The organism is Streptomyces alanosinicus (assembly GCF_014650595.1).
Classification (GTDB): domain Bacteria; phylum Actinomycetota; class Actinomycetes; order Streptomycetales; family Streptomycetaceae; genus Streptomyces; species Streptomyces alanosinicus.
Window position 1 is genome coordinate 442,781 of the sequence record NZ_BMVG01000003.1, and the last position, 22,404, is coordinate 465,184.

At 72.4% G+C, this 22,404-nt stretch carries 18 protein-coding genes and 1 pseudogene; 7 read left to right on the forward strand and 12 right to left on the reverse strand.

Annotated features, from left to right (window positions below; genetic code table 11):
• Positions 1-69: 69 nt before the first annotated feature.
• Positions 70-1,347 (reverse strand): extracellular solute-binding protein, encoded by a 1,278-nt coding sequence (locus tag IE277_RS10540; protein WP_189950821.1) that lies wholly within the window; start codon positions 1,345-1,347, stop codon positions 70-72.
• Positions 1,348-1,670: 323 nt separating this feature from the next.
• Here IE277_RS10540 and IE277_RS10545 point away from each other — a divergent pair, with 323 nt between their 5' ends.
• Positions 1,671-2,471, forward strand: a complete 801-nt coding sequence (locus IE277_RS10545) for a GntR family transcriptional regulator (RefSeq protein ID WP_189950822.1) — start codon at positions 1,671-1,673, stop codon at positions 2,469-2,471.
• 283 nt (positions 2,472-2,754) lie between these two features.
• Here IE277_RS10545 and IE277_RS10550 read toward each other — a convergent pair whose 3' ends face one another.
• Complete coding sequence (locus tag IE277_RS10550) at positions 2,755-3,180, reverse strand: DUF6299 family protein (RefSeq protein ID WP_189950823.1); 426 nt, start codon at positions 3,178-3,180, stop codon at positions 2,755-2,757.
• A gap of 234 nt (positions 3,181-3,414) precedes the next feature.
• Between IE277_RS10550 and IE277_RS47045 the strand changes: the two are divergent.
• A pseudogene (locus IE277_RS47045) lies at positions 3,415-3,576 on the forward strand (DUF5999 family protein); the annotation flags it as partial.
• A 5-nt stretch (positions 3,577-3,581) separates the two neighbouring features.
• Here the strand turns inward: IE277_RS47045 and IE277_RS10555 are convergent.
• Both IE277_RS10555 and IE277_RS10560 read right to left on the reverse strand, forming a co-directional pair.
• A complete protein-coding gene (locus IE277_RS10555) occupies positions 3,582-3,980 on the reverse strand; it encodes a RidA family protein (RefSeq protein ID WP_189950824.1) in 399 nt (132 codons plus the stop codon).
• Complete coding sequence (locus IE277_RS10560) at positions 3,977-5,110, reverse strand: acyl-CoA dehydrogenase family protein (RefSeq protein WP_189950825.1); 1,134 nt, start codon at positions 5,108-5,110, stop codon at positions 3,977-3,979. The genes IE277_RS10555 and IE277_RS10560 overlap by 4 nt, the downstream gene beginning before the upstream one ends.
• 209 nt (positions 5,111-5,319) lie before the next feature.
• Here IE277_RS10560 and IE277_RS10565 point away from each other — a divergent pair, with 209 nt between their 5' ends.
• Entirely contained in the window at positions 5,320-6,912 is a 1,593-nt protein-coding gene (locus tag IE277_RS10565) for an AMP-binding protein (RefSeq protein WP_189950826.1), read from the forward strand.
• A gap of 15 nt (positions 6,913-6,927) precedes the next feature.
• Complete coding sequence (locus IE277_RS10570) at positions 6,928-7,740, forward strand: PaaX family transcriptional regulator (RefSeq protein WP_189950827.1); 813 nt, start codon at positions 6,928-6,930, stop codon at positions 7,738-7,740.
• 13 nt (positions 7,741-7,753) lie between these two features.
• On the opposite strand, the gene IE277_RS10575 is transcribed toward IE277_RS10570, so the two are convergent.
• The 3 genes from IE277_RS10575 to IE277_RS10585 form a co-directional block, all read right to left on the reverse strand.
• A complete protein-coding gene (locus IE277_RS10575; protein WP_189950828.1) occupies positions 7,754-8,176 on the reverse strand; it encodes a hypothetical protein in 423 nt (140 codons plus the stop codon).
• A 138-nt stretch (positions 8,177-8,314) separates the two neighbouring features.
• Positions 8,315-10,675 carry a bifunctional salicylyl-CoA 5-hydroxylase/oxidoreductase gene (locus IE277_RS10580; protein WP_189950830.1) on the reverse strand — a complete coding sequence of 787 codons (2,361 nt, stop codon included), beginning with the start codon at positions 10,673-10,675 and terminating at the stop codon, positions 8,315-8,317.
• Positions 10,676-10,681: 6 nt separating this feature from the next.
• Positions 10,682-11,509 carry an enoyl-CoA hydratase family protein gene (locus tag IE277_RS10585; protein WP_189950832.1) on the reverse strand — a complete coding sequence of 276 codons (828 nt, stop codon included), beginning with the start codon at positions 11,507-11,509 and terminating at the stop codon, positions 10,682-10,684.
• Between the two features lie 296 nt (positions 11,510-11,805).
• On the opposite strand from IE277_RS10585, the gene IE277_RS10590 reads away from it, so the two are divergent.
• Complete coding sequence (locus IE277_RS10590) at positions 11,806-12,261, forward strand: ATP-binding protein (RefSeq protein ID WP_189950834.1); 456 nt, start codon at positions 11,806-11,808, stop codon at positions 12,259-12,261.
• Here IE277_RS10590 and IE277_RS10595 read toward each other — a convergent pair.
• The 3 genes from IE277_RS10595 to IE277_RS10605 all read right to left on the reverse strand — a co-directional run bounded on the left by IE277_RS10595 (position 12,218) and on the right by IE277_RS10605 (position 16,118).
• Positions 12,218-13,666 carry an amino acid permease gene (locus IE277_RS10595; RefSeq protein ID WP_189950836.1) on the reverse strand — a complete coding sequence of 483 codons (1,449 nt, stop codon included), beginning with the start codon at positions 13,664-13,666 and terminating at the stop codon, positions 12,218-12,220. The genes IE277_RS10590 and IE277_RS10595 overlap by 44 nt on opposite strands.
• A gap of 109 nt (positions 13,667-13,775) precedes the next feature.
• Complete coding sequence (gene argF / locus IE277_RS10600; protein WP_189950838.1) at positions 13,776-14,804, reverse strand: ornithine carbamoyltransferase; 1,029 nt, start codon at positions 14,802-14,804, stop codon at positions 13,776-13,778.
• A 90-nt stretch (positions 14,805-14,894) separates the two neighbouring features.
• Positions 14,895-16,118 (reverse strand): arginine deiminase, encoded by a 1,224-nt coding sequence (locus IE277_RS10605; protein WP_189950840.1) that lies wholly within the window; start codon positions 16,116-16,118, stop codon positions 14,895-14,897.
• 145 nt (positions 16,119-16,263) lie between these two features.
• Between IE277_RS10605 and IE277_RS10610 the strand changes: the two genes are divergently transcribed.
• Both IE277_RS10610 and IE277_RS10615 read left to right on the forward strand, forming a co-directional pair.
• Positions 16,264-17,442, forward strand: coding sequence for an SPFH domain-containing protein (locus IE277_RS10610; RefSeq protein WP_189950842.1), 1,179 nt, complete (start codon positions 16,264-16,266; stop codon positions 17,440-17,442).
• Complete coding sequence (locus tag IE277_RS10615) at positions 17,439-18,332, forward strand: NAD(+)/NADH kinase (protein ID WP_189950845.1); 894 nt, start codon at positions 17,439-17,441, stop codon at positions 18,330-18,332. Before IE277_RS10610 ends, IE277_RS10615 begins: the two co-directional genes overlap by 4 nt.
• 6 nt (positions 18,333-18,338) lie before the next feature.
• Here the strand turns inward: IE277_RS10615 and IE277_RS10620 are convergent, their stop codons facing one another.
• Both IE277_RS10620 and IE277_RS10625 read right to left on the reverse strand, forming a co-directional pair.
• On the reverse strand, positions 18,339-20,882 hold the full coding sequence (locus IE277_RS10620) for a polynucleotide kinase-phosphatase (RefSeq protein ID WP_189950847.1): 2,544 nt from the start codon (positions 20,880-20,882) through the stop codon (positions 18,339-18,341).
• Positions 20,879-22,351 carry a 3' terminal RNA ribose 2'-O-methyltransferase Hen1 gene (locus IE277_RS10625; protein ID WP_189950848.1) on the reverse strand — a complete coding sequence of 491 codons (1,473 nt, stop codon included), beginning with the start codon at positions 22,349-22,351 and terminating at the stop codon, positions 20,879-20,881. The genes IE277_RS10620 and IE277_RS10625 overlap by 4 nt, the downstream gene beginning before the upstream one ends.
• Positions 22,352-22,404: the final 53 nt, after the last annotated feature.

Below are 22,404 nucleotides of genomic sequence, written 5' to 3' on the forward strand. Positions count from 1 at the left end.
ACTCCCCGTGCCGAACGCGCGGACGGCACGGGGAGCCGGGGGCGCCTCGGCGGCGCCCCCGGCGGGTCATCAGTTCTGCTGGGCCAGGCGCTTGTTGATCTCGCCCTCGACGTCCTTGGCGGCCGCCGCGGGGTCCTTGCCGTTCAGCACCGCGGTCATGTACGACTTGATCGGGTTCGGGGTGTTCTCCACCGCGGCCCACTCCGGGATCAGCGGGGTGGTGCCGCCGCCCGCGGCGGCGGGCGCGGCGGCCTCGGCGGCGGCGTTGCCCTTGAGGTTGGTCTGGAGCGACGTCTTGTTCGGGACGATGCCGTTGAGCTTGGCCAGTTCGCCCTCGTAACTGTCGGACAGGGCGACCTTCAGGAACTCCTTGGCCAGGGACTGCTTCTTGCTGTTCTGGGCGACGGCGAGGTTGGAGCCGCCGAGGAAGACGCCCTCCGGCTTGCCGGCCGTCTGGCCCGGGATGGTGAAGTAGCCGAGGTCCTTCTCGATGGACTTGTCGGTCTGGATGGCGGTGCCGGCCTCCCAGCCCATGCCGATCATGGCGCCGGTCTTGCCCTTGGCGAAGATGGTGGCCTGCTGCGGGGTGGCCTCGTCCTTGTCCTTGGGGGCCTTGGAGTAGGCGGCGTACTTCTTGTAGGTCTCCATGGCGGCGGAGACCTTCGGGTCGGCGAGGTTGGAGACGTACTTACCGCCCTGCTTCTTCACCAGGTCGCCGCCCTGGCCGATGATCAGGCCGTCGAGGAAGTACCAGTTCTGGCCCGGCAGGTAGAGGGGCTCGGCGTCGGTCTTCTTGCCGATGGTCTCCAGGTCCTTGAAGAACTCGTCGCGGGTCTTCGGGGTGTCCTTGATGCCGGCCTTCGCCCAGATGGCCTTGTTGTAGATGACGACGCGGTTGGCGAAGTACCAGGGGGCGGCGTACTGCTTGCCCTCGAACACGGAGGACTGGGAGACCGACTGCGTCCAGTCGGCGCCGATCTCCTTCTTGACGTCGGCAAGGTCGGCGAGACCGCCGGTGGCGGCGTAGGCCGGGGTCTGGGTGTTGCCGACCTCCAGCACGTCCGGCGGGTTGTCCTCGGAGAGGGCGGTGGTGATCTTCTGCTGGATCCCGTCCCACTTCTGGATCTCGAACTTCACCTTCGCGCCGGTCTTCTTCTCGAAGGCGGCCTGGACGTCCTTGGTCCACTGCGGCGGCGCGGAGCCGTCCATGGTCCAGACGGTGAGCGTCTGGCCCTTCCAGCTGCCCGGTCCCGCGTCCTTGGAGTCGTCCTTGCTGTTACCGCCACACGCCGCAACGGAGACCATCATGCCCGCGATCGTGATCGCGGCAGCGAGCTTGCGCTTCACGCCACCCTCCTCAGGGATGCCTCTAACCCCCCACGCCCTCGGCGGTGACCTGCGTACGACGCTGTTGCACGTAGGGCTCGGGACCTGGCCGCTAATGGTGTAGACCAGTACGGTGGAGCTTGGCCTAGACCTTTCAGGGTGTCAAGGGTGGCCCGGGAAGCCGATTCCGGCCGTTACGAGAACGTCACCGGAGCGCGTCCGTCCGTATCCGCCCCTTTCGCCCGACCCTCGAATGGACCGGACCTGCACCGGCGGGTTGGACTAGACCATAGGGCAGTTGGTCGCTATAACGGGAGACCGTCGACACAGCCGGGAAGGCAGGCATGACCACCGACGTCAGCAGCGCCCAGCCGCACAGAGGGGCGTCCGGCCGCATCGCGCGCGTGCCGAAGTACTACCGGATCAAACAGCGGCTGCTCGCCATGGCCGAAGAACTGCAGCCCGGCTCGGCCATGCCGGCCGAGCGCCTGCTCGCCGTCCGCTTCGACACCTCACGGACCACCATCCGGCAGGCGCTCACGGAGCTCGTGGGAGAGGGCCGCCTCGACCGCGTCCAGGGCAAGGGCACCTTCGTCGCCCAGCCCAAGCTGTACCGCACGCTCCAGCTCACCTCGCACACCGAGGACATGCGGGCCCAGGGCCTCACCCCCGCCTCACAGATGCTGGACATCGGGGAGGTGCCGGCGGACGAGCGTCTCGCGGGGCTGCTCGGCATCGCGATCGGCGAGCGGGTGCTGCGCATCGAGCGGCTGCGGCTGGCCGGCGGCGACCCCATGGCCATCGAGACGACCCATCTCTGCGCCCACCGCTTCCCCGGCCTGCGCGCCTCCCTGGCCACGTATCCCTCGCTGTACACGGCGCTCGCCGAGGTCTACGGCGTCCACCTCGCGGAGGCCGACGAGACCATCGAGACCTCGCTGTCGACCCCGCGCGAGGCCCAGCTCCTCGCCACGGACGTGGGGTTGCCGATGCTCCTGCTGTCCCGGCACTCACGCGACGCGGAGGGCAGGCCGGTGGAGTGGGTGCGGTCGGTGTACCGGGGCTCGCGGTACAAGTTCGTGGCAGCACTCCGCCGGCCGGCGGGGGGAACGGTGGTCCGGCGGGGGCAGGGGGCGGGCGGCTAGTGCCCCGGCAGGCAACGTTTGCCCGTCAAGGAGCGGCGTCCGGTGCGTGCTCTGGGGGTCCCCCCGGCCGGAGGCTGGGGGAGTGCCGGCCGGAAGTCCTCGTACTGGGCGTACGTGGGCTTTCGGCCGGTGCGGCGAGAGGGCGTGCCGGACCTCGCGACGGGGCGAACGTTGCCTGTTGGGGCACTAGGGAAGCGGTGCGGTACTGCGGGAGCGCACCCGGTGCGGTACCGCGGGAGCGCGCACCCGGTACGGACCCGCTCCCCCGGCGCGGCCCCGGCCCTCACTCCGTGTCGAGCGTGATGTCCTGCTCCTTGGTGGCGTGGAAGTCCGGGAGCAGGAGCAGGCCGCCGGAGCGCAGTTCCGTGACCGTCGCCTGCACATGGGCCTTGCCGGACTTGAAGGGGCTCGGCGAGAAGGTGCTGGTGTTCTCCCAGTGGTGCTCGGCGCCGTCGCACTGGGCCGCGCTGCCGCCGATGCCGTACACGAAGCTGCGGTCGCCCTGGCTGACCGTGGAGCTGACGAAGGCCGGGCCGGTGGCGCCGGTGCAGCGGTAGGTGCCGGTGAGCGTGATGGCGCCGTCCTTGGTGACATGGCCGGTCTTGTCGACGGTCACGGTCTCGGAGGAGTCGGCGGCGGCCGGCGCGACGGCGGCGCACAGCAGGGCGGCGGCACCGAGGGCCGCGGCGAGGACGGGGCGAGCTGGCATGGAGTACTCCCGGTGTGATGGTGCTGAGGGCTTCCACTGGTACCGGGCGGCCGGGCCGCGGGGCGTGACCGTCACTCCTTCGGTGGCGCGTCATGGCGGCGTCCGGGAGTTGTCCGGGTGTTGTCACGCTTCACGACGCGCGGTTCCGGGGCGTTCACGACGGGAGCATGGTCTGGGTATGACGGGCGGCGGCCGCACCCGCCGGCCCCTCACATCCCGATGTGGAGGTGCGCCATGTGCTCCAACCAGTCCTCGTGCCCCGCGTCCGACCCTGCCCCGCGGCACCCGGTGGCCGCTCATCCCGAGCAGGGCTGGACCCTGCTGTGCGACGGCTCGATCGTCTTCGACGACAGCGGGGAACTGCACCCGGACGGCAGTGTGGTCCCGCCGTGCCGGCCGGGCTACGGCAGTACGGCGAACCCGTCCAGTTCCACCAGCGCCTGCCGGTCCCACAGCCGTACGACCTCCACGACCGCCATCGCCGGATAGTCCCGGCCCGCCGCGTCCCGCCAGAGCCGGCCGAGCTGTCCGGCGTGCTCGCGGTACGCGGCGACGTCCGTGGCGTAGACGGTGACGCGGGCGAGGTCGGCGGGGGTGCCGCCGGCCGCGCGCAGCGCCGTGAGGAGGTTGCCGAGGGCCCGCTCGAACTGCTCGGGGAGCGTGTCGCCGACGACCTTGCCGTCGCCGTCGAGGGCGGTCTGCCCGGCGAGGAAGACCACGCGGGAGCCGGCCGCGACGACGGCGTGCGAGAAGCCCGTGGGCGGGGACAGCTCGGGCGGGTTGACGCGCTCGGTCGTCACGGGGCCTCCTGATGGTGGGTCCGGGCGTACAACTCCTTGGCGATGATGCCCCGTTGGACCTCGCTCGCGCCCTCGTAGATGCGCGGGGCCCGCACCTCGCGGTAGAGGTGTTCGAGGAGGTGGCCGCGGCGCAGGGCGCGGGCGCCGTGCAGTTGCACGGCGGTGTCGACGACGTACTGCGCGGCCTCGGTGGCGAGCAGCTTGGCCATCGCCGCGCGCCCCGGCACATCGGCGGCGCCCCGGTCGTACGCGGTCGCCGCCGCGTACACCATCAGCCGGGCCGCCTCCGTGCGCAGCGCCATCTCGGCGACCTGGTGGGAGACGGTCTGCAGGTCCTTCAGTCGGCCGCCGAAGGCCTCGCGGCGGCCGGTGTGGTCGAGGGTGGCGTCGAGCGCGGCCTGGGCCATGCCGACCGCGAAGGCGCCGACGCTGGGGCGGAACAGGTTCAGGGTGCCCATGGCGACGGCGAAGCCGCGGTCCGCCTCGCCGAGCACATCGGCGGCGGTGACGGGCACGGCGTCGAAGCGCAGGGCCCCGATGGGGTGCGGCGAGAGCATCTGAAGGGCGCTGCCGGTGAGGCCGGGGCGGTCGGCCGGGACGAGGAAGGCGGTCACACCGCGGGCGCCGGCGCCGGGGGTGGTGCGCGCGAAGACGGTGTAGAAGTCGGCCTCGGGGGCGTTGGAGATCCAGCACTTCTCGCCGGTGAGCCGCCAGCCGGCGCCGTCCGGTTCCGCCGCCAGGGCGAGCGCGGCCGCGTCCGAGCCGGCGCCCGGCTCGCTCAGCGCGAAGGCCGCGACGGCGCCGCCCTCGGCGACCCCGGGAAGCCAGCGCTCCTTCTGGGCGGGGCTGCCGTGGGCGTGCACCGGATGGGCACCCAGGCCCTGCAGGGCGAGAGCGGTCTCGGCCTCGGTGCAGGCCTGGGCGAGGGACTCCCGCATCAGGCACAGCTCCAGCGCTCCGGAGGCGAACAGCCGCGCCAGCAGGCCGAGCCGACCGAGTTCGGCGAGCAGCGGGCGGTTGACGTGTCCTGGTTCTCCCTTGTCGGCGAGCGGCCGCAGCCGCTGCGCGGCCAGCGTGCGCAGTTCGGCACGCCAGGCGTGCTGTTCCGGTTCGAGTGAGAATGCGGGCACAGCCGGTCCTCCCTCCGGGGCGAGCCGTCACGACTCTTCCCGTCGCCGTCCGGGGGGCCTTGGGCGTACCCCCATCGCTCCCCCGAGGCTATCGCGCAAGGTTGACTGCCGTCACGAACGCGATACGCTCGATTGGCGAGCCCACCAGGACGCCGGTGCCCACCACGACGCCCGTTCCGACGTCTGTCACGGCAAGGGGGCGAACCGCCATGCATCGCTCGGCCCACGTCGACACCTTCGCGCGTGACCGGCTGCCGGCCCCGGACGAGTGGCCCGAGCTGCGGTTCGATCTGCCGGAGCTGCGCTACCCGGCCCGGCTGAACTGCGCCGCGGAGCTGCTGGAGCACGCCGAGGAGGCCCGGCCGGTCTTCCACACCCCGGACGGTGCCACCTGGACGTACGGCGAGCTGCGGGCCCGGGTCGACCGGATCGCGCATGTCCTCACCGGCGATCTGGGCGTGGTCCCCGGCAACCGGGTGCTGCTGCGCGGCCCGACCACGCCCTGGCTCGCGGCCTGCTGGCTGGCCGTGCTGAAGGCGGGCGCGATAGCCGTCACCGTGCTGGCCCAGCAGCGCCCGCAGGAGCTCGCCACCCTGGGCGAGATCGCGCTGGTGCGGCACGCGCTGTGCGACATCCGGGCGGTGGACGACCTGGCCAAGGCCGACATACCCGGGCTGCGGATCACGACGTACGGCGGTGACGGCCCCGACGACCTCCTCGGCCGCCCCGCGCCGGACACCCCGTACCCGGCGGTCGACACCGCGGCCGACGACGTGGCCCTGATCGCGTTCACCTCAGGGACCACGGGTCGCCCGAAAGGGTGTATGCACTTCCACCGGGACGTGCTGGCCGTCGCCGACACCTTCTCGAAGCATGTGCTGCGCCCGCGCGCCGACGACGTGTTCACGGGCAGTCCCCCGCTGGGCTTCACCTTCGGCCTGGGCGGGCTGGTGGTCTTCCCGATGCGGGCCGGCGCCAGCTCCCTCCTGCTGGAGCAGGCGGGCGCCCGGCAGCTGCTGCCCGCGATCGCCGAGCACCGCGTCTCGGTGCTGTTCACCGCCCCGACCGCCTATCGCGCCATGCTGGAGCGGCTGGACGGCCACGACATCTCCTCGCTGCGGCGCTGTGTGTCGGCCGGCGAGAACCTGCCCGCGGCCACCTGGCGGGCCTGGCACGAACGCACCGGCGTCCGCATCATCAACGGCATCGGCGCCACCGAGCTGCTGCACATCTTCGTCTCCGCCGCCGACGACGCGGTCAGACCGGGCACCACGGGGGTGCCCGTACCGGGCTGGCAGGCGCGGGTCCAGGACGCGCACGGCGCGCCGGTGCCCGACGGGAAGCCCGGGCTGCTCGCCGTGCGCGGCCCGGTCGGCTGCCGCTATCTCGCCGATCCGCGCCAGCGCGGCTATGTGCGCGACGGCTGGAACATCACCGGCGACACCTACGTCCGTGAGCCCGACGGGTACTTCCGCTATGTGGCCCGCGCCGACGACATGATCATCTCCGCCGGGTACAACATCGCCGGACCGGAGGTGGAGGACGCGCTGCTGCGGCACCCGGACGTGGTGGAGGCGGCGGTCGTGGGACGGCCCGACGAGGCGCGCGGCCAGGTGGTCGTGGCCTGCACGGTGCTGCGCGAGGGAGCCCCGCGCGACCCCGAGCGGCTGCGGGCCTTCCTCAGGGCGGAGCTGGCGCCCTACAAATGCCCGCGCGAGTTCGTCTTCCTGGACGCCCTGCCCCGCACGGCCACCGGCAAACTCCAGCGGTTCCGGCTACGCGACGAAGGTGACCGGCAGTGATGCCGACGACCTAAAATGATCAACGTGTCCGAGCAGCACGCCCCCAGGTCCCTCATCGTCACGCTCTACGGGGCGTACGGCCGCTCCATGCCCGGCCCGATGCCCGTCGCCGAGCTGATCCGGCTGCTGGCCGCGGTCGGCGTGGACGCACCCTCGGTCCGGTCCTCGGTGTCCCGGCTCAAACGGCGCGGCCTGCTGCTGCCGGCCCGTACGGAACAGGGCGCCGCCGGCTACGAACTCTCCCCCGAGGCGGTCCAGTTGCTGGAGGACGGCGACCGGCGGATCTACACGACCGCGCCGGTGGCGGACGCGGGCTGGGTGCTCGCGGTGTTCTCCGTGCCCGAGTCGGAGCGGCAGAAGCGGCATGTGCTGCGCTCCCGGCTGTCGGGCCTGGGCTTCGGCACGGCCGCCCCCGGGGTGTGGATCGCCCCGGCCCGCCTCTACGAGGAGACCCGGCACACGCTGTGCCGGCTGCGCCTGGATCCGTACGTCGACTTCTTCCGCGGCAAGCACCTGGGCTTCGCGCCGACGGCCGAGGCGGTCGCCCGCTGGTGGGACCTGGCCGCGATCGCGAAGGACCACGAGCGTTTCCTGGACGCGCACGCCCCGGTCCTGCACACCTGGGAGCGCCGCACGGACACTCCGCCCGAGGAGGCCTACCGCGACTATCTCCTCGCCCTCGACTCCTGGCGCCATCTGCCCTACACCGACCCCGGCCTGCCCACCCGGCTGCTGCCCGCGAACTGGCCGGGCGGACGCTCGGCGGAGGTGTTCCGGGGGCTGCACGCGCGGCTGCGGGACGCCGGGGCGAGGTTCGCCGGGGTGTGACACGGGCGCCCGGTCAGGCGATCGTCCGGCAGTACAGATGCTCCCCGGCCGTCCGGGCCCGGCGGGCCAGGCCCACGAAGTCACGGACGCTCTCCTCGGCGTGCCGGTAGTCGGCGAAGTCCAGCTCCGCTATGTCCCACCAGCGCAGGGCCAGCATCGGCACGGCGTCCTCCACGACCTGGGCGAGGGCGTCCCGCCAGGCGTCGGGCAGTTCCTGCAGGGTGATCCCGGAGTCCCAGGCGGTGCCGGCGGCGGGCAGCGCCTCATGGACGTACGGCACCTCGTCCGGGTCGGGCCAGACCAGGGCGGGCGTGTCCACGTCGTCGAAGCGCAGGCCCGCCGCGAAGGCGACGAGCTTGGCCACCACCACGTTCGGCTCCGTGTGCTTCGTCGCGAGCCAGTCCGCCTCCGTCTCCCGCGGCGAGGGCTCGCTCATCCAGTCGCCGCCCGGTCCGATGGCCCCGCTCCACCGCCGTATGCCGGTCAGCGGTGTGGAAGTAGTCGTACAGCACGCCCATGATGTCTCCGTCCGCCTCGCCTCTCGCCTCCGAGTAGAGCAGACGGCGGTGACGGCTCAGCGGCCGAGGGTCAGCCGGGGCTTCGGGGCGTCCGTGCGGCCGGTCTGCGGGCGCCGGCTGCCCGCCCGGTAGGGTGCCGGCCAGGCGACGCCCGGACCCTCGTAGCCCTGCTCGGCCGCCGCGTGCAGGGTCCAGTGCGGGTCGTACAGATGCGGACGGCCCAGTGCGCACAGGTCCGTACGCCCGGCGAGGATCAGGGAGTTGACGTCGTCCCACGAGGAGATCGCGCCGACGGCGATCACCGGGACGCCCGCCCGGTGCCGGACGCGGTCGGCGAACGGCGTCTGGTACGACCGCCCGAACTCCGGCCGCTCCTCGGCCACGACCTGCCCGGTGGAGACGTCGATCGCGTCGGCCCCGTGCGCGGCGAAGGCGCGGGCGATGTCCACGGCGTCCTCGGCGCTCGTGCCGCCCTCGGCCCAGTCCGTGGCCGAGATGCGGACCGTCATGGGCCGCTCGGCCGGCCACACGGCACGGACGGCGTCGAAGACCTCCAGCGGGAACCGCAGCCGCCGCTTGGGCGAGCCGCCGTAGGCGTCGGTGCGCCGGTTGGTGAGCGGGGAGAGGAAGCCGGAGAGCAGATAGCCGTGCGCGCAGTGCAGTTCCAGCAGATCGAAGCCGGCCCGCGCGGCCCGCCAGGCGGCGGCCGTGAACTGCTCGCGGATATCGGTGAGTTGGGCCCGGGAGAGCTGACGCGGGGTCTGGCTGCCCGGTTTGTACGGCAGCGGGGAGGCGGCGACCAGGGGCCAGTTGCCGCGGGGCAGCGGCTCGTCCATGCCCTCCCACATCAGCTTCGTGGAACCCTTGCGGCCGGCGTGGCCGAGCTGGACGCCGATCGCGGTGCCGGGCGCCTGGGCGTGCACGAAGTCGGTGACGCGCCGCCATGCCTCGGCCTGCCGGCCGGTGTAGAGACCGGCGCAGCCGGGCGTGATGCGTCCCTCCTCGCTGACGCACACCATCTCGGTCATGACGAGCCCGGCCCCGCCGAGGGCGCGGGCGCCGAGGTGCACGAGATGGAAGTCACCGGGGACGCCGTCGGCCGCGGAGTACATGTCCATCGGCGACACCACGACCCGGTTGCGCAGGGTCAGACCGCGCAGCCGGAACGGCGTGAACATCGGCGGCGTGCCGGACGGGCAGCCGAACTCGCGCTCGACGGCCCGGGTGAAGCGGGCGTCGCGCAGCCGGAGGTTGTCATGGGTGACGCGGCGGCTGCGGGTGAGCAGATTGAAGGCGAACTGCCGTGACGGCCGGCCGAGATACAGCGGCAGGTTCTCGAACCAGTCGAGGCTGGCGCGGGCGGCCCGCTGGGTGGAGGCGACGACCGGCTTGCGCTCCTCCTCGTACGCCGTCAACGCCTGTGCCGTCGTGGGCTGTTCACTCAGACAGGCGGCGAGGGCGAGGGCGTCCTCGACGGCGAGCTTGGTGCCGGAGCCGATGGAGAAGTGGGCGGTGTGCGCGGCGTCCCCGAGGAGGACGACATTGCCGTGCGACCAGCGGTCGTTGACCACCGTACGGAAGGTCGTCCAGGCGGAGTTGTTCGAGTGCAGGGGGCGGCCGCGCAGCGCTTCCGCGAAGACCTTGGCGCAGCGTTCGACGGACTCCTGGGGGGTGACCTCGTCGAGTCCCGCCGCCTTCCAGACCTCCTCGCGCATCTCGACGATCACGGTGGAGGCGTCGGCCGCATAGGGATAGCCGTGCAGCTGCATCACACCGTGTTCGGTCTCGGCGATCTCGAAGCGGAAGGCGTCGAAGGCGAAGTCTGCGGCGAGCCAGATGTAGCGGCAGCGGTGCTCGGTCAGCTGGGGGCGGAAGACATGGGCGTAGGCCTCGCGGATGGTGCTGCGCACACCGTCGGCGGCGATGACGAGGTCGTGGGCGGCGCAGAGGATGTCCGGCTCGGGGGCCTCGGTACGGAAGTGGATCCGCACGCCGAGGGAGCGGCAGCGCGTGTGCAGGATCTCCAGGAGGCGTTTCCTGCCGAGGGCGGCGAAGCCGTGGCCGCCGGAGCGGTGGGTGGTGCCGCGGTGCACGACGTCGATGTCGTCCCAGCGGACGAAGTGCTGTTGCAGGGCTTCGTAGACCACGGGGTCGGCGTGTTCGATGCCGCCGAGGGTCTCGTCGGAGAGGACCACCCCGAAACCGAAGGTCTCGTCCGGGGCGTTGCGTTCCCAGACCGTGACGTCCCTCGCGGGGTTCAGCCGCTTCAGCAGGGCGGCGGCGTAGAGGCCGCCGGGGCCGCCGCCGACGATCGCGATGCGTGGGGGGTGGTCTCGGTCGGACGGCGGCTGCGGGCCCGTCGTGGCTTGTCGCGCAGTTCCCCACGCCCCTTGGGTCGGCGCACCTGATGCCGGCATCGAAGCTCACCTCCCCCGCCACTTCGGCGGGCGCTTCTCCGTGAAGGCCGCGTGGAACTCCGCGTAGTCCTCGCCGTTCATCAGCAGGGCCTGGGTCGAGGCGTCCAGTTCGACCGAGGCCGCCAGGGGCATGTCCAGTTCGGCCGTCAGCAGGGCCTTGGTCTGGGCGTGGGCCAGGGCGGGGCCGTCGGCCAGGCGGCGGGCCAGGGACGCCGCCGTCTCGTCCGCGCGGCCCTCCTGGGTCAGTTCGCTGAGCAGACCGATGCGCTCGGCCTCGGGGGCGCGGACCGGTTCGCCCAGCATGAGCAGCCGGGTGGCGTGGCCGAGGCCGACGACCCGGGGCAGCAGATAGGCCGCGCCCATGTCGCCGCCGGACAGGCCGACGCGGGTGAAGAGGAAGGCGAAGCGGGCCGTCGGGTCCGCCACCCTGAAGTCCGCCGCGAGGGCGAGGACCGCCCCCGCGCCCGCCGCCACTCCGTGCACCGCGGCGATCACCGGGAACGGGCACTCGCGGATCGCCCGTACGACCTGGCCGGTCATCCGGTTGAAGTCGAGCAGCTGGGCGGTGTCCATGGCGAGGGTGGCGCCGATGATCTCGTCGACGTCGCCGCCCGAGCAGAAGCCCCGCCCCTCCCCGGCCAGCACCAGGGCGCGTACGGCGCGCTCCCGGGACAGCTCGGCCAGCAGATCGCGCAGGTCGGCGTAGGCGCCGAAGGTGAGCGCGTTCAGCTTCTCGGGGCGGGAGAGGGTGACGGTGGCGACCCCGTCGGCGAGCTGGACCCGCAGGTGCTCCCAGTCGAAGGTGCGGACGGCGGAGCCGGTGAAGGGACTCATGACGTGCGGCCTCCTAGGGCGGCGGTGCCGTAGGTTGCGCTGTCCCTCGAAGTTATCACCTGTTTGTGACTGTCGTCACGAGTGCGCGACAGATGTCGGCCGGATTGGCCGAGTCAGGTCACGTGCGTCACCGGTCCTCGACAGCGCCGTAACAAGGGGCACCGGCAGGCGAGGCGGACCGTTCGCCGGGGTAGACAGCCCGGTACCGGGGCCGAAGGTCCCGGGCGAAGCCCGCCGACCGTCCCTGGGACCGGGCCCGTACCATTCCTACAGTCGAAAGCAGGACAGCCTGCTCCATGAACGGACTCACCTTGCACGAACGCCCCACCGAATCGGCCTCCTGGCGCATCGCGCTCCCGCACACCGCGGCGGCGGTGCCCGTGGCCCGCGCCCTGGTGCGCACGGCCCTCGCCGAGGTGGAGCACACGGCCGACAGTGACACCGCCGAGCTGCTGACGGCGGAGCTGGTGGCCAACGCGGTGGAGCACGCCGTCGGGCGCGGCCCGATCGAGCTGGTGGTGGAGCTGTTGCCGACCGGCTGCCAGGTCGAGGTGCACGACCCGGACCCGGCGCCGCCCGGCCGGCTGGGCCGGCAGGTGATCGAGCCGCCCGACCCCTGGCAGGAGGGCGGGCGCGGGCTGCTGCTGATCCGCGCCCTCAGCTCGTCCTGCGGTCACCGCCCCACCTCGTCGGGCAAGGCGGTGTGGTTCACACTGCCTGCGGTTCCTTCTCAGCGGCGGCGCTCGCTGTGACCTCGGGGGCCGCCGTGGCCAGCGTGGAGTGCCGGCGGCCGTAGCCGTAGTAGATCAGCAGGCCGACCGCGAGGAACACGGCGAACTGCAGCCAGGTCTGCCAGCCGGTCTCGTACATCAGGTACAGACAGAAGACGACGCCGAGCAGCGGGCCCACGGGGTACAGGGGCACCCGGAAGCTGCGGGCGAGGCCCGGTTCGCGGCGGCGCAGGGCGATGACGACGATGTTGACGACGGCCATGATGGCGAGCGTGCCGATGGTGCACAGGTTCATCACGGCGTCGAGCGAGGCGAAGGCCGCCGGGAGGGCGAAGACGACGGCGACGATCAGGGTGCCGGCGACCGGGGTGGAGGTCTTCGGGTTCACCTTCTCGAAGACGCGCGGGATCAGGCCGTCCCGGGACATCGACATCAGGATGCGGGTCTGGCCGTACATCACCGCGAGGACGACGGAGGCGATGGCGACGACCGCGCCGAAGGCGATCACTCCGCCGCCGACGGCCGAGCCGGTGACCTCGTTGACGACATAGGACAGGGCCGCGGGGCGGCCGGCGACCTGCTTGCCGCCGATGGCGCCGATCGCGGCCAGCGCGACCGCGCAGTACAGCAGGGTCACGATGCCCATGCAGACCATGATCGCGACCGGGATGTCCCGGCGCGGGTTCTTCGCCTCCTCGCCGGCCGTGGTGATCGCGTCGAAGCCGATGTAGGAGAAGAACGCGGCGGTGGTGCCCGCGCCGATGCCGCCGAGGCCGGCCGGCGAGAACGGGGTGAGGTTGCCGTGCTTGAAGGCGCTGTAGCCGATGGCGCAGAAGGCCAGCAGGATGACGAGCTTCACGGCGGCCATGGCGGCCGTGGCCCGCGCGCTCTCGCGCACTCCGCGCACCAGCAGCACGGAGGCCATGGCGATGACGATCACGGCGGGCAGGTTGACGATGCCGCCGTCGCCCGGACCGGCGGACAGCGCGGCCGGGAGCTGGACGCCGGTGATGCTGTGCAGCAGTTCGTTGACGTACTGGCTCCAGCCGACGGCGACGGCCGAGATGGAGATGCCGTACTCCAGCAGCAGGCACCAGCCGACCAGGAAGGCGGTGGACTCGCCGAGGCCCGCGTAGGCGAAGGAGTACGAGGAGCCGGAGACCGGGATCGCGCCGCCCAGCTCCGCGAACGAGAACGCGGTGAAGACGCAGGTGATCGCGGCGAGGATGAAGGAGACGACGACGGCGGGGCCGGCCTGGGCGACGGAGTCGGAGAGGCCGACGAAGATTCCGGTGCCGACGATGGCGCCGACGCCGAAGCAGATGAGCTGGAAGAGGCCCATCGTGCGCTTCAGGCCGTGTCCCTCGCGGTCTGCGCCGGACTCGGCGACCAGCAGATGCGGGGACTTGATACGGGGAGCGGGCATACGGGTGGTGCTCGTTTCTGGGTGGTGCGGGCGACCGGGTGGGCCGCGGCGGCGGCACCGGGCGGGGTGGTCCCGGGCCGCCGGTCAGGATAAGGCCTGGTGGCGCGGGTCAGGCAACGCTGTGTGACGTACCCGCCAGAGTGGCCACGAGGATCGCCTTGATCGTGTGCATCCGGTTCTCCGACTCGTCGAAGACGACGGAGTGCTCGGACTCGAACACCTCGTCGGTGACCTCCAGCTCGGTGAGCCCGTGCCGCTCGTGGATCTCGCGGCCGACGGCGGTGCCGAGGTCGTGGAAGGCCGGCAGACAGTGCAGGAACTTCACATCCGGGTTGCCGGTGGCGTCGAGGACGTCCATGGTCACGGCGTACGGGCCGAGCAGGGCGATGCGCTCGTCCCAGACCTCCTTCGGCTCGCCCATCGAGACCCAGACGTCGGTGGCGATGAAGTCCGCGCCGCGCACGCCCTCGCGCACATCCGCGGTGAGCGCGATCCGGGCGCCGGAAACGGTGGCGAGCTGCCGGGCCAGCGCGATGATCGTCTCGTCCGGCCACAGCAGCCGGGGCGCGACGATCCGTACGTCCATGCCGAGCAGGGCACCGGTGACCAGGTAGGAGTTGCCCATGTTGTAGCGGGCGTCGCCGAGGTAGGCGAAGGCGACCTCGGTCAGCGGCTTGTCGGTGTGCTCGGTCATGGTGAGCACGTCGGCGAGCATCTGGGTGGGGTGCCACTCGTCGGTGAGGCCGTTGTAGACGGGGACACCGGCGTAGGCGGCCAGCTCCTCCAGCACGCCCTGGCCGTGTCCGCGGTACTCGATGGCGTCGAACATCCGGCCGAGGACCCGGGCGGTGTCCTTCACGGACTCCTTGTGCCCGATCTGCGAGCCGGCCGGGTCGAGGTAGGTGGTGTGGGCGCCCTGGTCGGCGGCGGCGACCTCGAACGCGCAGCGGGTGCGCGTCGAGGTCTTCTCGAAGACCAGGGCGATGTTCTTGCCCTGCAGCTGCCGGGTCTCGGCCCCGGCCCGCTTGGCGGCCTTCAGCTCGGCGGCCAGCTCGACCAGGCCGCGGAACTCCTCGTCGGTGAAGTCCAGCTCCTTGAGGAAGTGGCGGCCGGCGAGGGCGGTCGGGACTGTCGCCATGGGGGCGCTCCAGAGGTACGGGTGCACTGACTATGGAATTCTATACGACAGTCAGCATTCTTATACAGAGGGCTGGCCCACAGGACCGCCTCACACCGCCTCCCGCTCCAGGGGACAGCTCATACACCGGGGTCCGCCCCTGCCCCGGCCCAGTTCGCTGCCCGGGATCTCGATCACCTCGATGCCCTGTTTGCGCAGATGGGTGTTGGTGGTCGAGTTGCGCTCGTAGGCGACGACGACGCCCGGCTCGACGGCGAGCACATTGCAGCCGTCGTCCCACTGCTCGCGCTCCGCCGCGTGCACGTCCTGGGTGGCGGTCAGCACCCGGATCTCACCGAGGCCGAGGGCGGCGGCGATCGCGCGGTGCATGTGCTCCGGCGGATGGTCGGTGACCTTCAGCTCCCGCTCGCCGTCCCCCGGCTCGATGGTGTAGGAGCGGAGCATGCCGAGCCCGGCGTACTGGGTGAAGGTGTCGCCGTCGACCATGGTCATCACGGTGTCGAGGTGCATGAAGGCGCGCCGCTTGGGCATGTCGAGCGCGACGATCGTACGGGCCGAGCCGGCCGCGAACAGCTTGTGGGCGAGCATCTCCACGGCCTGCGGGGTGGTCCGCTCGCTCATGCCGACCAGGACGGCGCCGTTGCCGATCACCAGCACATCGCCGCCCTCGATGGTGGAGGGATGGTCGGCCTGTCCCTGGGACCAGACATGGAACGTCTCGGCACGGAACAGCGGGTGGTGGCGGTAGATCGCCTCGAAGTGGACGGTCTCGCGCTGCCGCGCGGGCAGCCGCATGGCGTTGATGGCGACCCCGTCGTAGATCCAGGCGGAGGTGTCGCGGGTGAACAGGTGGTTGGGGAGCGGGCCAAGGAGGAAGTCGTCGAGGTCCATCACATGGAAGCGGACCGAGGTCGGCTCCGGGTACGCCTCAAGGAACTCCCGCTTGGTCATGCCGCCCACGAGCGCCTCGGCCAGCTCGCGCGGGGGCAGGGCGGCGAAGGCGGCGCGCAGGTGGTCGGCGGCCAGGGGGCCGTACTCCTTCTCGTGGAAGACCCGGTCGAGGACCAGGGTGCGGGCCTCGGGCAGCTCCAGGGTCTCGGCCAGCAGGTCCCCGAAGAGGTGGACGGCGACCCCGCGGTCCCGCAGGACGTCGGCGAACCCGTCGTGCTCGGCGCGCGCCCGGCGCACCCACAGCACGTCGTCGAAGAGGAGGGCGTCCTTGTTGCTGGGAGTGAGCCTTTTGAGCTCGAGATCGGGCCGGTGCAGGATCACGCGGCGCAGCCGCCCGGCCTCGGAGTCGACGTGGTATGCCATGCCTCCATCCTGGCCGTCACCGACCGTCTTCACCCCGCTGTCGACCGTTTCTGCTCTTTCCTGTTTTCGTCCCGTTGACGAGAAGTGGAGTTTCTGATTATCGTCGCAATGACGAAAAACGGGGCCGAAAAACGAGGGGGACTCCATGGCCGACATCACCCGGCGCCTGGGCCTGCGCCATCTGCGCGGCGCGCCGACCGCACACATCCGGCACCACCGCTCGGGCACGCTGGTGCACGACGGACCCGGGCTCAGCTTCTGGTTCCGGCCGCTGACGGCGGCCCTGTCCGAGGTCCCGGTCGACGACCGCGAGCTGGCGATGACCTTCCACGCCCGGACCTCGGACTTCCAGGACGTGTCCGTACAGGCGACGGTCACCTACCGCATCGCCGACCCGGCCGTAGCCGCCGCCCGGCTGGACTTCTCCGTCGACCCGGACACCGGCGCCTGGCGCGGCACCCCGCTGGAGCAACTGGGCACCCTGCTCACCGAGACGGCCCAGCAGCACGCGCTGGACGTCCTCGCCCGTACGCCGCTGTCGGCGGCGCTGGCCGACGGCGTCACGACGGTGCGCGAGCGGGTCGCGGCCGGACTGGGCGCCGAGCCGCGGCTGCCGGCCACCGGCATCGAGGTGGTCGCCGTACGGGTGATGGCGCTCCGGCCGGAGCCGGAGGTGGAGCGGGCCCTGCGCACGCCGGCCCGGGAACAGATCCAGCAGGAGGCCGACCGGGCGACGTACGAGCGGCGGGCCGTCGCGGTCGAGCGGGAGCGGACCATCGCCGAGAACGAGCTGGCCAGCCGCATCGAACTCGCCCGCCGCGAGGAGCAGTTGGTGGAGCAGCGGGGCACCAACACGCGCCGGGAGGCCGAGGAGCAGGCGGCGGCGGACGCGGTGCGCGCCCGCGCGGAGGCGGCCCGGTCGGTGCGGCTGGCCGAGGCGGAGGCCGAGCGGTCGGTGAAGCTCGCCGACGCCGAGGCGGCGCGCTCGCTGAAGCTCGCGGAGGCGGAGGCGGCCCGCTCACGGCAGCTCGCCGAGGCCGAGGCCGCGCGCACGGCGCTGCTGGCGGACGCCGAGGCGGCGCGGGCGGTACGGGTCGCGCGCGCGGAGGCCGAGGGCGCGCGGGAGCTGGGCGAGGCGCGGGCCGAGGCCCAGGCGGCCTGGCTGCGGGTGCACACGGAGGCCGGCGTCGACGGGGCGACGACCCTGCGGGCGCTCACCGCCACCCGGCTCGCGGAGAACCTGCCGCGCATCGACAGCGTGACCGTCTCGCCGGACGTGCTGACCGGACTGCTCGCCAAGCTCGGTACGGGGGCGGGCGAATGAGCCTGGCCCCGCGCGCCGTGCTGGTCCACCGCACCACGGAGTACGCGGAGCTGGTGGCCCGGCACGGCACGCACGGCCAGGCCGCGTTCTTCCTCGCCTCCCGGGGCCGGGACATCGAGGAGGTCGCCGAGCGCCACCGGCGCGCCCGCCGGGCGCTGGCCGAGGTGACGGCGGCGGTGCCGCTGAGCTGGCGGCAGGCACAGGTGGAGCGGGGCGACCTGGACCGGTTCCTGTTCGCGCCCGAGGACGTGGTCGTGGTGATCGGCCAGGACGGGCTGGTCGCGAACACCGCCAAGTACCTGACCGGCCAGCCGGTCATCGGCATCGACACCGATCCCGGCCGCAACCCCGGTGTGCTGGTCCGGCACCGTCCGGACGACGCGGCGACGCTGCTGCCGGCGGCGGCCGGCACCGCGGCGGACGAACTCACCATGGTGGAGGCCGTCGCCGACGACAGCCAGCGGCTGCTCGCGCTCAACGAGATCTATCTGGGCACCCCCGGTCATCAGACCGCCCGGTACCGCCTGGGCCTGGAGGACGACGGGGGTGTCGTCGAGGCCCAGGCGTCCTCCGGGGTGCTGGTGGGGACCGGCACCGGCGCGACCGGCTGGCTCCGCTCCGTGTGGCAGGAGCGGGGCAGCCGGATCGCGTTGCCCTCCCCCACCGAGGAGCGGCTGGTGTGGTTCGTCCGGGAGGCCTGGCCCTCGCCCGCCACCGGGACGAGCCTGGTGGCGGGCGAGCTGGGGGCGTCGGCGGCGCTGGCCCTCACGGTGGAGTCGGACCGCCTCATCGCCTTCGGCGACGGCATCGAGACCGACGCGCTCCAGCTCACCTGGGGGCAGACGGTCCGGCTCGGGGTGTGCGGACAGCGGCTGCGGCTGGTCGGCTGACCGGTCTCACAGCCGCGGGTCCACCGGCTCCGACTCCAGGGCCAGCACCCCGAACACCGCCTCGTGCACCCGCCACAGCGGCTCCCCGTCCGCGAGCCGGTCCAGGGCCTCCAGGCCGAGGGCGTACTCGCGCAGCGCGAGGGACCGCTTGTGGTTCAGGAACCGCCGGCGCAGCTTCGCGAGGTTGTCCGGCCGGGTGTACTCGGGACCGTAGATGATCCGCAGGTACTCACGGCCGCGGCACTTGATGCCGGGCTGCACCAGCCGGCCCTCCGCGTTGCGGACCAGCGCGCCGGCCGGCTTGACGACCATGCCCTCGCCGCCGCGGCCGGTCATCTCCAGCCACCAGTCGACACCCGCGCGCACCGACTCCGGGTCGCCGGTGTCGACGTACAGCCGCCGGGTGGTCTGCAGCAGTCCGGTGCCGTCGTGCTCCACCAGCCGGTCGATCAGGGCCAGTTGCTCCTCGTGCGGCAGCGCGGCGAGGCTGCGGCCCTGGACGGCCAGCAGCTGGAAGGGGGCGAGGCGTACGCCGTCCAGGCCGTCCGTGGTCCAGCAGTAGCGCCGGTAGGCAGTGGTGAACGCGGCCGCGTCGGACGCGCGTTCCCGCTGCCGGTCCAGCAGGGCGGCCACGTCGGTGCCGCGTGCCGCGGCGGCCTGCAGGGCGGCCAGCGCCCCCGGGAACACCGCGCCGGACGCGGCGCCGACGGCCGCGTACTGGCTCCGCAGCAGCCCCGAGGCCTTCAGCGACCACGGCATCAGCTCGGCGTCCAATAGCAGCCAGTCGGTGGCCAGTTCGTCCCACAGTCCGGCGTCCTCGATCGCCGAGCGCAGCCGGCCGAGGATCTCCTCGGTCACCGACTCGTCGTCGAAGAACGGCCGCCCGGTACGGGTGCACAGCGATCCTGTGGGCCCCTCCACACCGAACCGCTCGCGCGCGGCCGCCGCGTCCCGGCACACCAGGGCCACGGCCCGCGAGCCCATGTGCTTCTCCTCGCACACGACCCGCTCGACGCCGTCCGCCGCGTACTGCGCGAACGCCTCGACGGGGTGCTCCAGGTAGCCCTCGATCCCCGAGGTGGCCGTCGGTGCCATGGTCGGCGGCAGATAGGGCAGCAGCCGCGGGTCGACGGCGAAGCGGCTGATGACCTCCAGGGCCGCCGCCGCGTTCTCCTCGCGGACCGCCACCCGGCCGGCGTGCCGGGTCTCCACGGCCCTGCGGCCGTACACGTCCGCCAGGTCCAGCGGCCGGCCGTCCTGTCCGCCGGGCGCCTCGGAGCGCAGCGGGCGCGTCGGCTCGTACCAGACCCGCTCGGCCGGTACGTCGACCAGTTCCCGCTCGGGCCAGCGCAGCGCGGTCAGCTTGCCGCCGAAGACCGCGCCGGTGTCCAGGCAGATGGTGTTGTTCAGCCAGGTGGCCTCCGGGACCGGGGTGTGGCCGTACACGACCGCCGCCCGGCCCCGGTAGTCCTCCGCCCAGGGGTAGCGCACCGGCAGCCCGAACTCGTCGGTCTCGCCGGTGGTGTCGCCGTACAGGGCGTGCGAGCGGACCCGGCCGGAGGTGCGGCCGTGGTACTTCTCGGGCAGACCGGCGTGGCAGACGACCAGCTTTCCGCCGTCGAGGACGTAGTGGCTGACCAGTCCTTCGAGGAACCTGCGGACCCGCCCCTTGAACTCCTCGCTCTCGCCCTCCATCTGCGCGACGGTCTCGGCGAGCCCGTGGGTGTGCTGGACCTTGCGGCCCGCCAGGTGACGGCCGTACTTGTTCTCGTGGTTGCCGGGCACGCACAGTGCGTTGCCCGTCTCGACCATGGTCATCACCCGGCGCAGCACACCGGGGGTGTCCGGGCCGCGGTCGACCAGGTCGCCGACGAAGACGGCGGTACGGCCCTCGGGGTGCACGCCATCGGCGTATCCCAGCTTCGCCAGCAGCGACTCCAGTTCGGCGGAGCAACCGTGGATGTCGCCGATGATGTCGAAGGGGCCGGTGAGGTGGGTCAGGTCGTTGAAGCGCTTCTCGGTGACGACGCCGGCGCTCTCCACCTCCTCGACCCCGCGCAGGACGTGCACCTTGCGGAAGCCCTCGCGCTCCAGCTGCCGCAGGGACCGGCGCAGTTCGCGGATGTGCCGCTGGATGACCCGGCGGGGCATGTCGGCGCGGTCGGTGCGACCGGCGTTGCGCTCGGCGCACACCTCCTCCGGTATGTCCAGCACGATGGCGATGGGCAGCACGTCGTACTGCTTGGCCAGCTCGATCAGCTGACGCCGGGCGTCCTGCTGCACGCTGGTGGCGTCCACGACGGTGCGGCGGCCGGCGGCCAGCCGCTTGCCGGCGATGTAGTGCAGGACGTCGAAGGCGTCCCGGGTCGCGCTCTGGTCGTTCTCGTCGTCGGAGACGAGACCGCGGCAGAAGTCCGAGGAGATCACCTCGGTCGGCTTGAAGTGCCGGCGGGCGAAGGTGGACTTGCCGGAGCCGGAGGCGCCGACGAGGACGACGAGGGAGAGGTCGGTGACGGGCAGGACCCGTCCCCTGTGCTGCGTCTCGGTCATGCCGCCTTCGCCTCCTTCTCGGTGTCGGCACGGTGGAACACGGCCATCTGGGTGGGCGGCCCGACCTCGGGGTCGTCCGGCCCGACGGGTACGAACCCGGTCACGTATCCGTGCCGTTCGGCGACCGTCGCCGCCCAGCCGCGGAACTCCTCGCGGGTCCACTCGAAGCGGTGGTCGCCGTGCCGGACATGGCCGGCGGGCAGGGTCTCCCAGCGGACGTTGTACTCGACGTTCGGGGTGGTCACGAGGACCGTGCGCGGGCGGGCGTGCCCGAACACGGCGTACTCCAGGGCGGGCAGCCGGGGCAGGTCGAGGTGCTCGATGACCTCGCTGAGCACGGCGGCGTCATAGCCCCTCAGCCGGTTGTCGGTGTAGGCGAGCGAGCCCTGGACGAGCCGGATGCGGGAGGCCTGCCGCTCGCCCATGCGGTCCAGCCTGAGCCGCCGGGAGGCGATGGTGAGCGCGCGCATCGACACGTCGACGCCGACGATCTCGGTGAACCGCACGTCCCGCAACAGCTCCTGCACCAGCTGGCCCTGCCCGCAGCCCAGGTCGAGCACCCGGGCGGCACCGGACTCCCGCAGGGCGGCGAGGATCGCCTCGCGGCGCTGCACGGCCAGCGGGGCCGGCTTCTCCTCGGCCGCCGCCTCGGTGTCCTCCGGGACCGCGTTGTCGATCGCCTCGACCTCGCTGTCGTCGGCCTCGGCCAGGCGCACCAGCTCCAGTCGCTCCATCGCCTGCCGGGTCAGCGACCAGCGGCGGGAGAGATACCGGCTGGTGATCAGCTTCTGCTCCGGGTGCCCGGGCAGCCAGCCCGCACCGGCCCGCAGCAGCTTGTCGACCTCGTCGGAGGAGACCCAGTAGTGCTTGGCGTCGTCGAGGACCGGCAGCAGCACGTACAGATGGCGCAGCGCCTCGGCGAGGGTCAGCTTCTCCGACTCCAGCACCAGGCGGACATAGCGCGAGTCGCCCCACTGCGGGAACTCGGTGTCGAGCGGCACGGGGTCGGCGCTCACCGACCAGCCGAGCGGCTCGAAGAGCTGTCGTACGAGGTCCGGGCCGCCTCGGGCGGGCAGCGCGGGTACCTCGACGCGCAGGGGCAGCGGGGTGGCGGCCCGCTCGGGGCGGGCGGTGCACACTGCGCGCAAGGCGCTGGAGAAGACGGCGCTGAGCGCGACCGCGAGCAGCGAGGAGGCCGCGTACGGGCGGTCGTTGACGTACTGCGCGAGCGCCGCGTCCGGCGCGCCGCCGCGGCCCTTGCCCTTGCCCCGCCGCACCAGCGCGACCGGATCGATCTCCAGCAGCAGCGCGGCCGTGCAGCGCCGGTCGTCGGCCTCCGGGTAGAAGACGTGCGCCGTGCCGTAGGACGTGGAGAACTTCTGCGCCTTGTCGGGGTGCTTGTGCAGCAGATACCCGAGGTCGGTGGCCGGGTGGGCGGCGTCGCCGCGTGTGGAGATCGTCAGGAACACATGCCCGAGTCTTCCGGTATCAGGCCTCGCTGACCACCGGTTTTCCCGCAGCG

Excerpts from the sequence above, each read along its gene's own strand:
- IE277_RS10545 (WP_189950822.1), top strand. The coding sequence starts at position 1,671 with ATGACCACCGACGTCAGCAGCGCCCAGCCGCACAGAGGGGCGTCCGGC.
- IE277_RS10615 (WP_189950845.1), top strand. The coding sequence starts at position 17,439 with ATGAGCCTGGCCCCGCGCGCCGTGCTGGTCCACCGCACCACGGAGTAC.
- IE277_RS10565 (WP_189950826.1), top strand. The coding sequence starts at position 5,320 with ATGCATCGCTCGGCCCACGTCGACACCTTCGCGCGTGACCGGCTGCCG.
- IE277_RS10575 (WP_189950828.1), bottom strand. The coding sequence starts at position 8,176 with ATGAGCGAGCCCTCGCCGCGGGAGACGGAGGCGGACTGGCTCGCGACG.
- IE277_RS10605 (WP_189950840.1), bottom strand. The coding sequence starts at position 16,118 with ATGGCATACCACGTCGACTCCGAGGCCGGGCGGCTGCGCCGCGTGATC.
- IE277_RS10590 (WP_189950834.1), top strand. The coding sequence starts at position 11,806 with ATGAACGGACTCACCTTGCACGAACGCCCCACCGAATCGGCCTCCTGG.
- IE277_RS10620 (WP_189950847.1), bottom strand. The coding sequence starts at position 20,882 with ATGACCGAGACGCAGCACAGGGGACGGGTCCTGCCCGTCACCGACCTC.
- IE277_RS10610 (WP_189950842.1), top strand. The coding sequence starts at position 16,264 with ATGGCCGACATCACCCGGCGCCTGGGCCTGCGCCATCTGCGCGGCGCG.
- IE277_RS10550 (WP_189950823.1), bottom strand. The coding sequence starts at position 3,180 with ATGCCAGCTCGCCCCGTCCTCGCCGCGGCCCTCGGTGCCGCCGCCCTG.
- IE277_RS10570 (WP_189950827.1), top strand. The coding sequence starts at position 6,928 with ATGATCAACGTGTCCGAGCAGCACGCCCCCAGGTCCCTCATCGTCACG.
- argF (WP_189950838.1), bottom strand. The coding sequence starts at position 14,804 with ATGGCGACAGTCCCGACCGCCCTCGCCGGCCGCCACTTCCTCAAGGAG.
- IE277_RS10595 (WP_189950836.1), bottom strand. The coding sequence starts at position 13,666 with ATGCCCGCTCCCCGTATCAAGTCCCCGCATCTGCTGGTCGCCGAGTCC.
- IE277_RS10580 (WP_189950830.1), bottom strand. The coding sequence starts at position 10,675 with ATGCCGGCATCAGGTGCGCCGACCCAAGGGGCGTGGGGAACTGCGCGA.
- IE277_RS10585 (WP_189950832.1), bottom strand. The coding sequence starts at position 11,509 with ATGAGTCCCTTCACCGGCTCCGCCGTCCGCACCTTCGACTGGGAGCAC.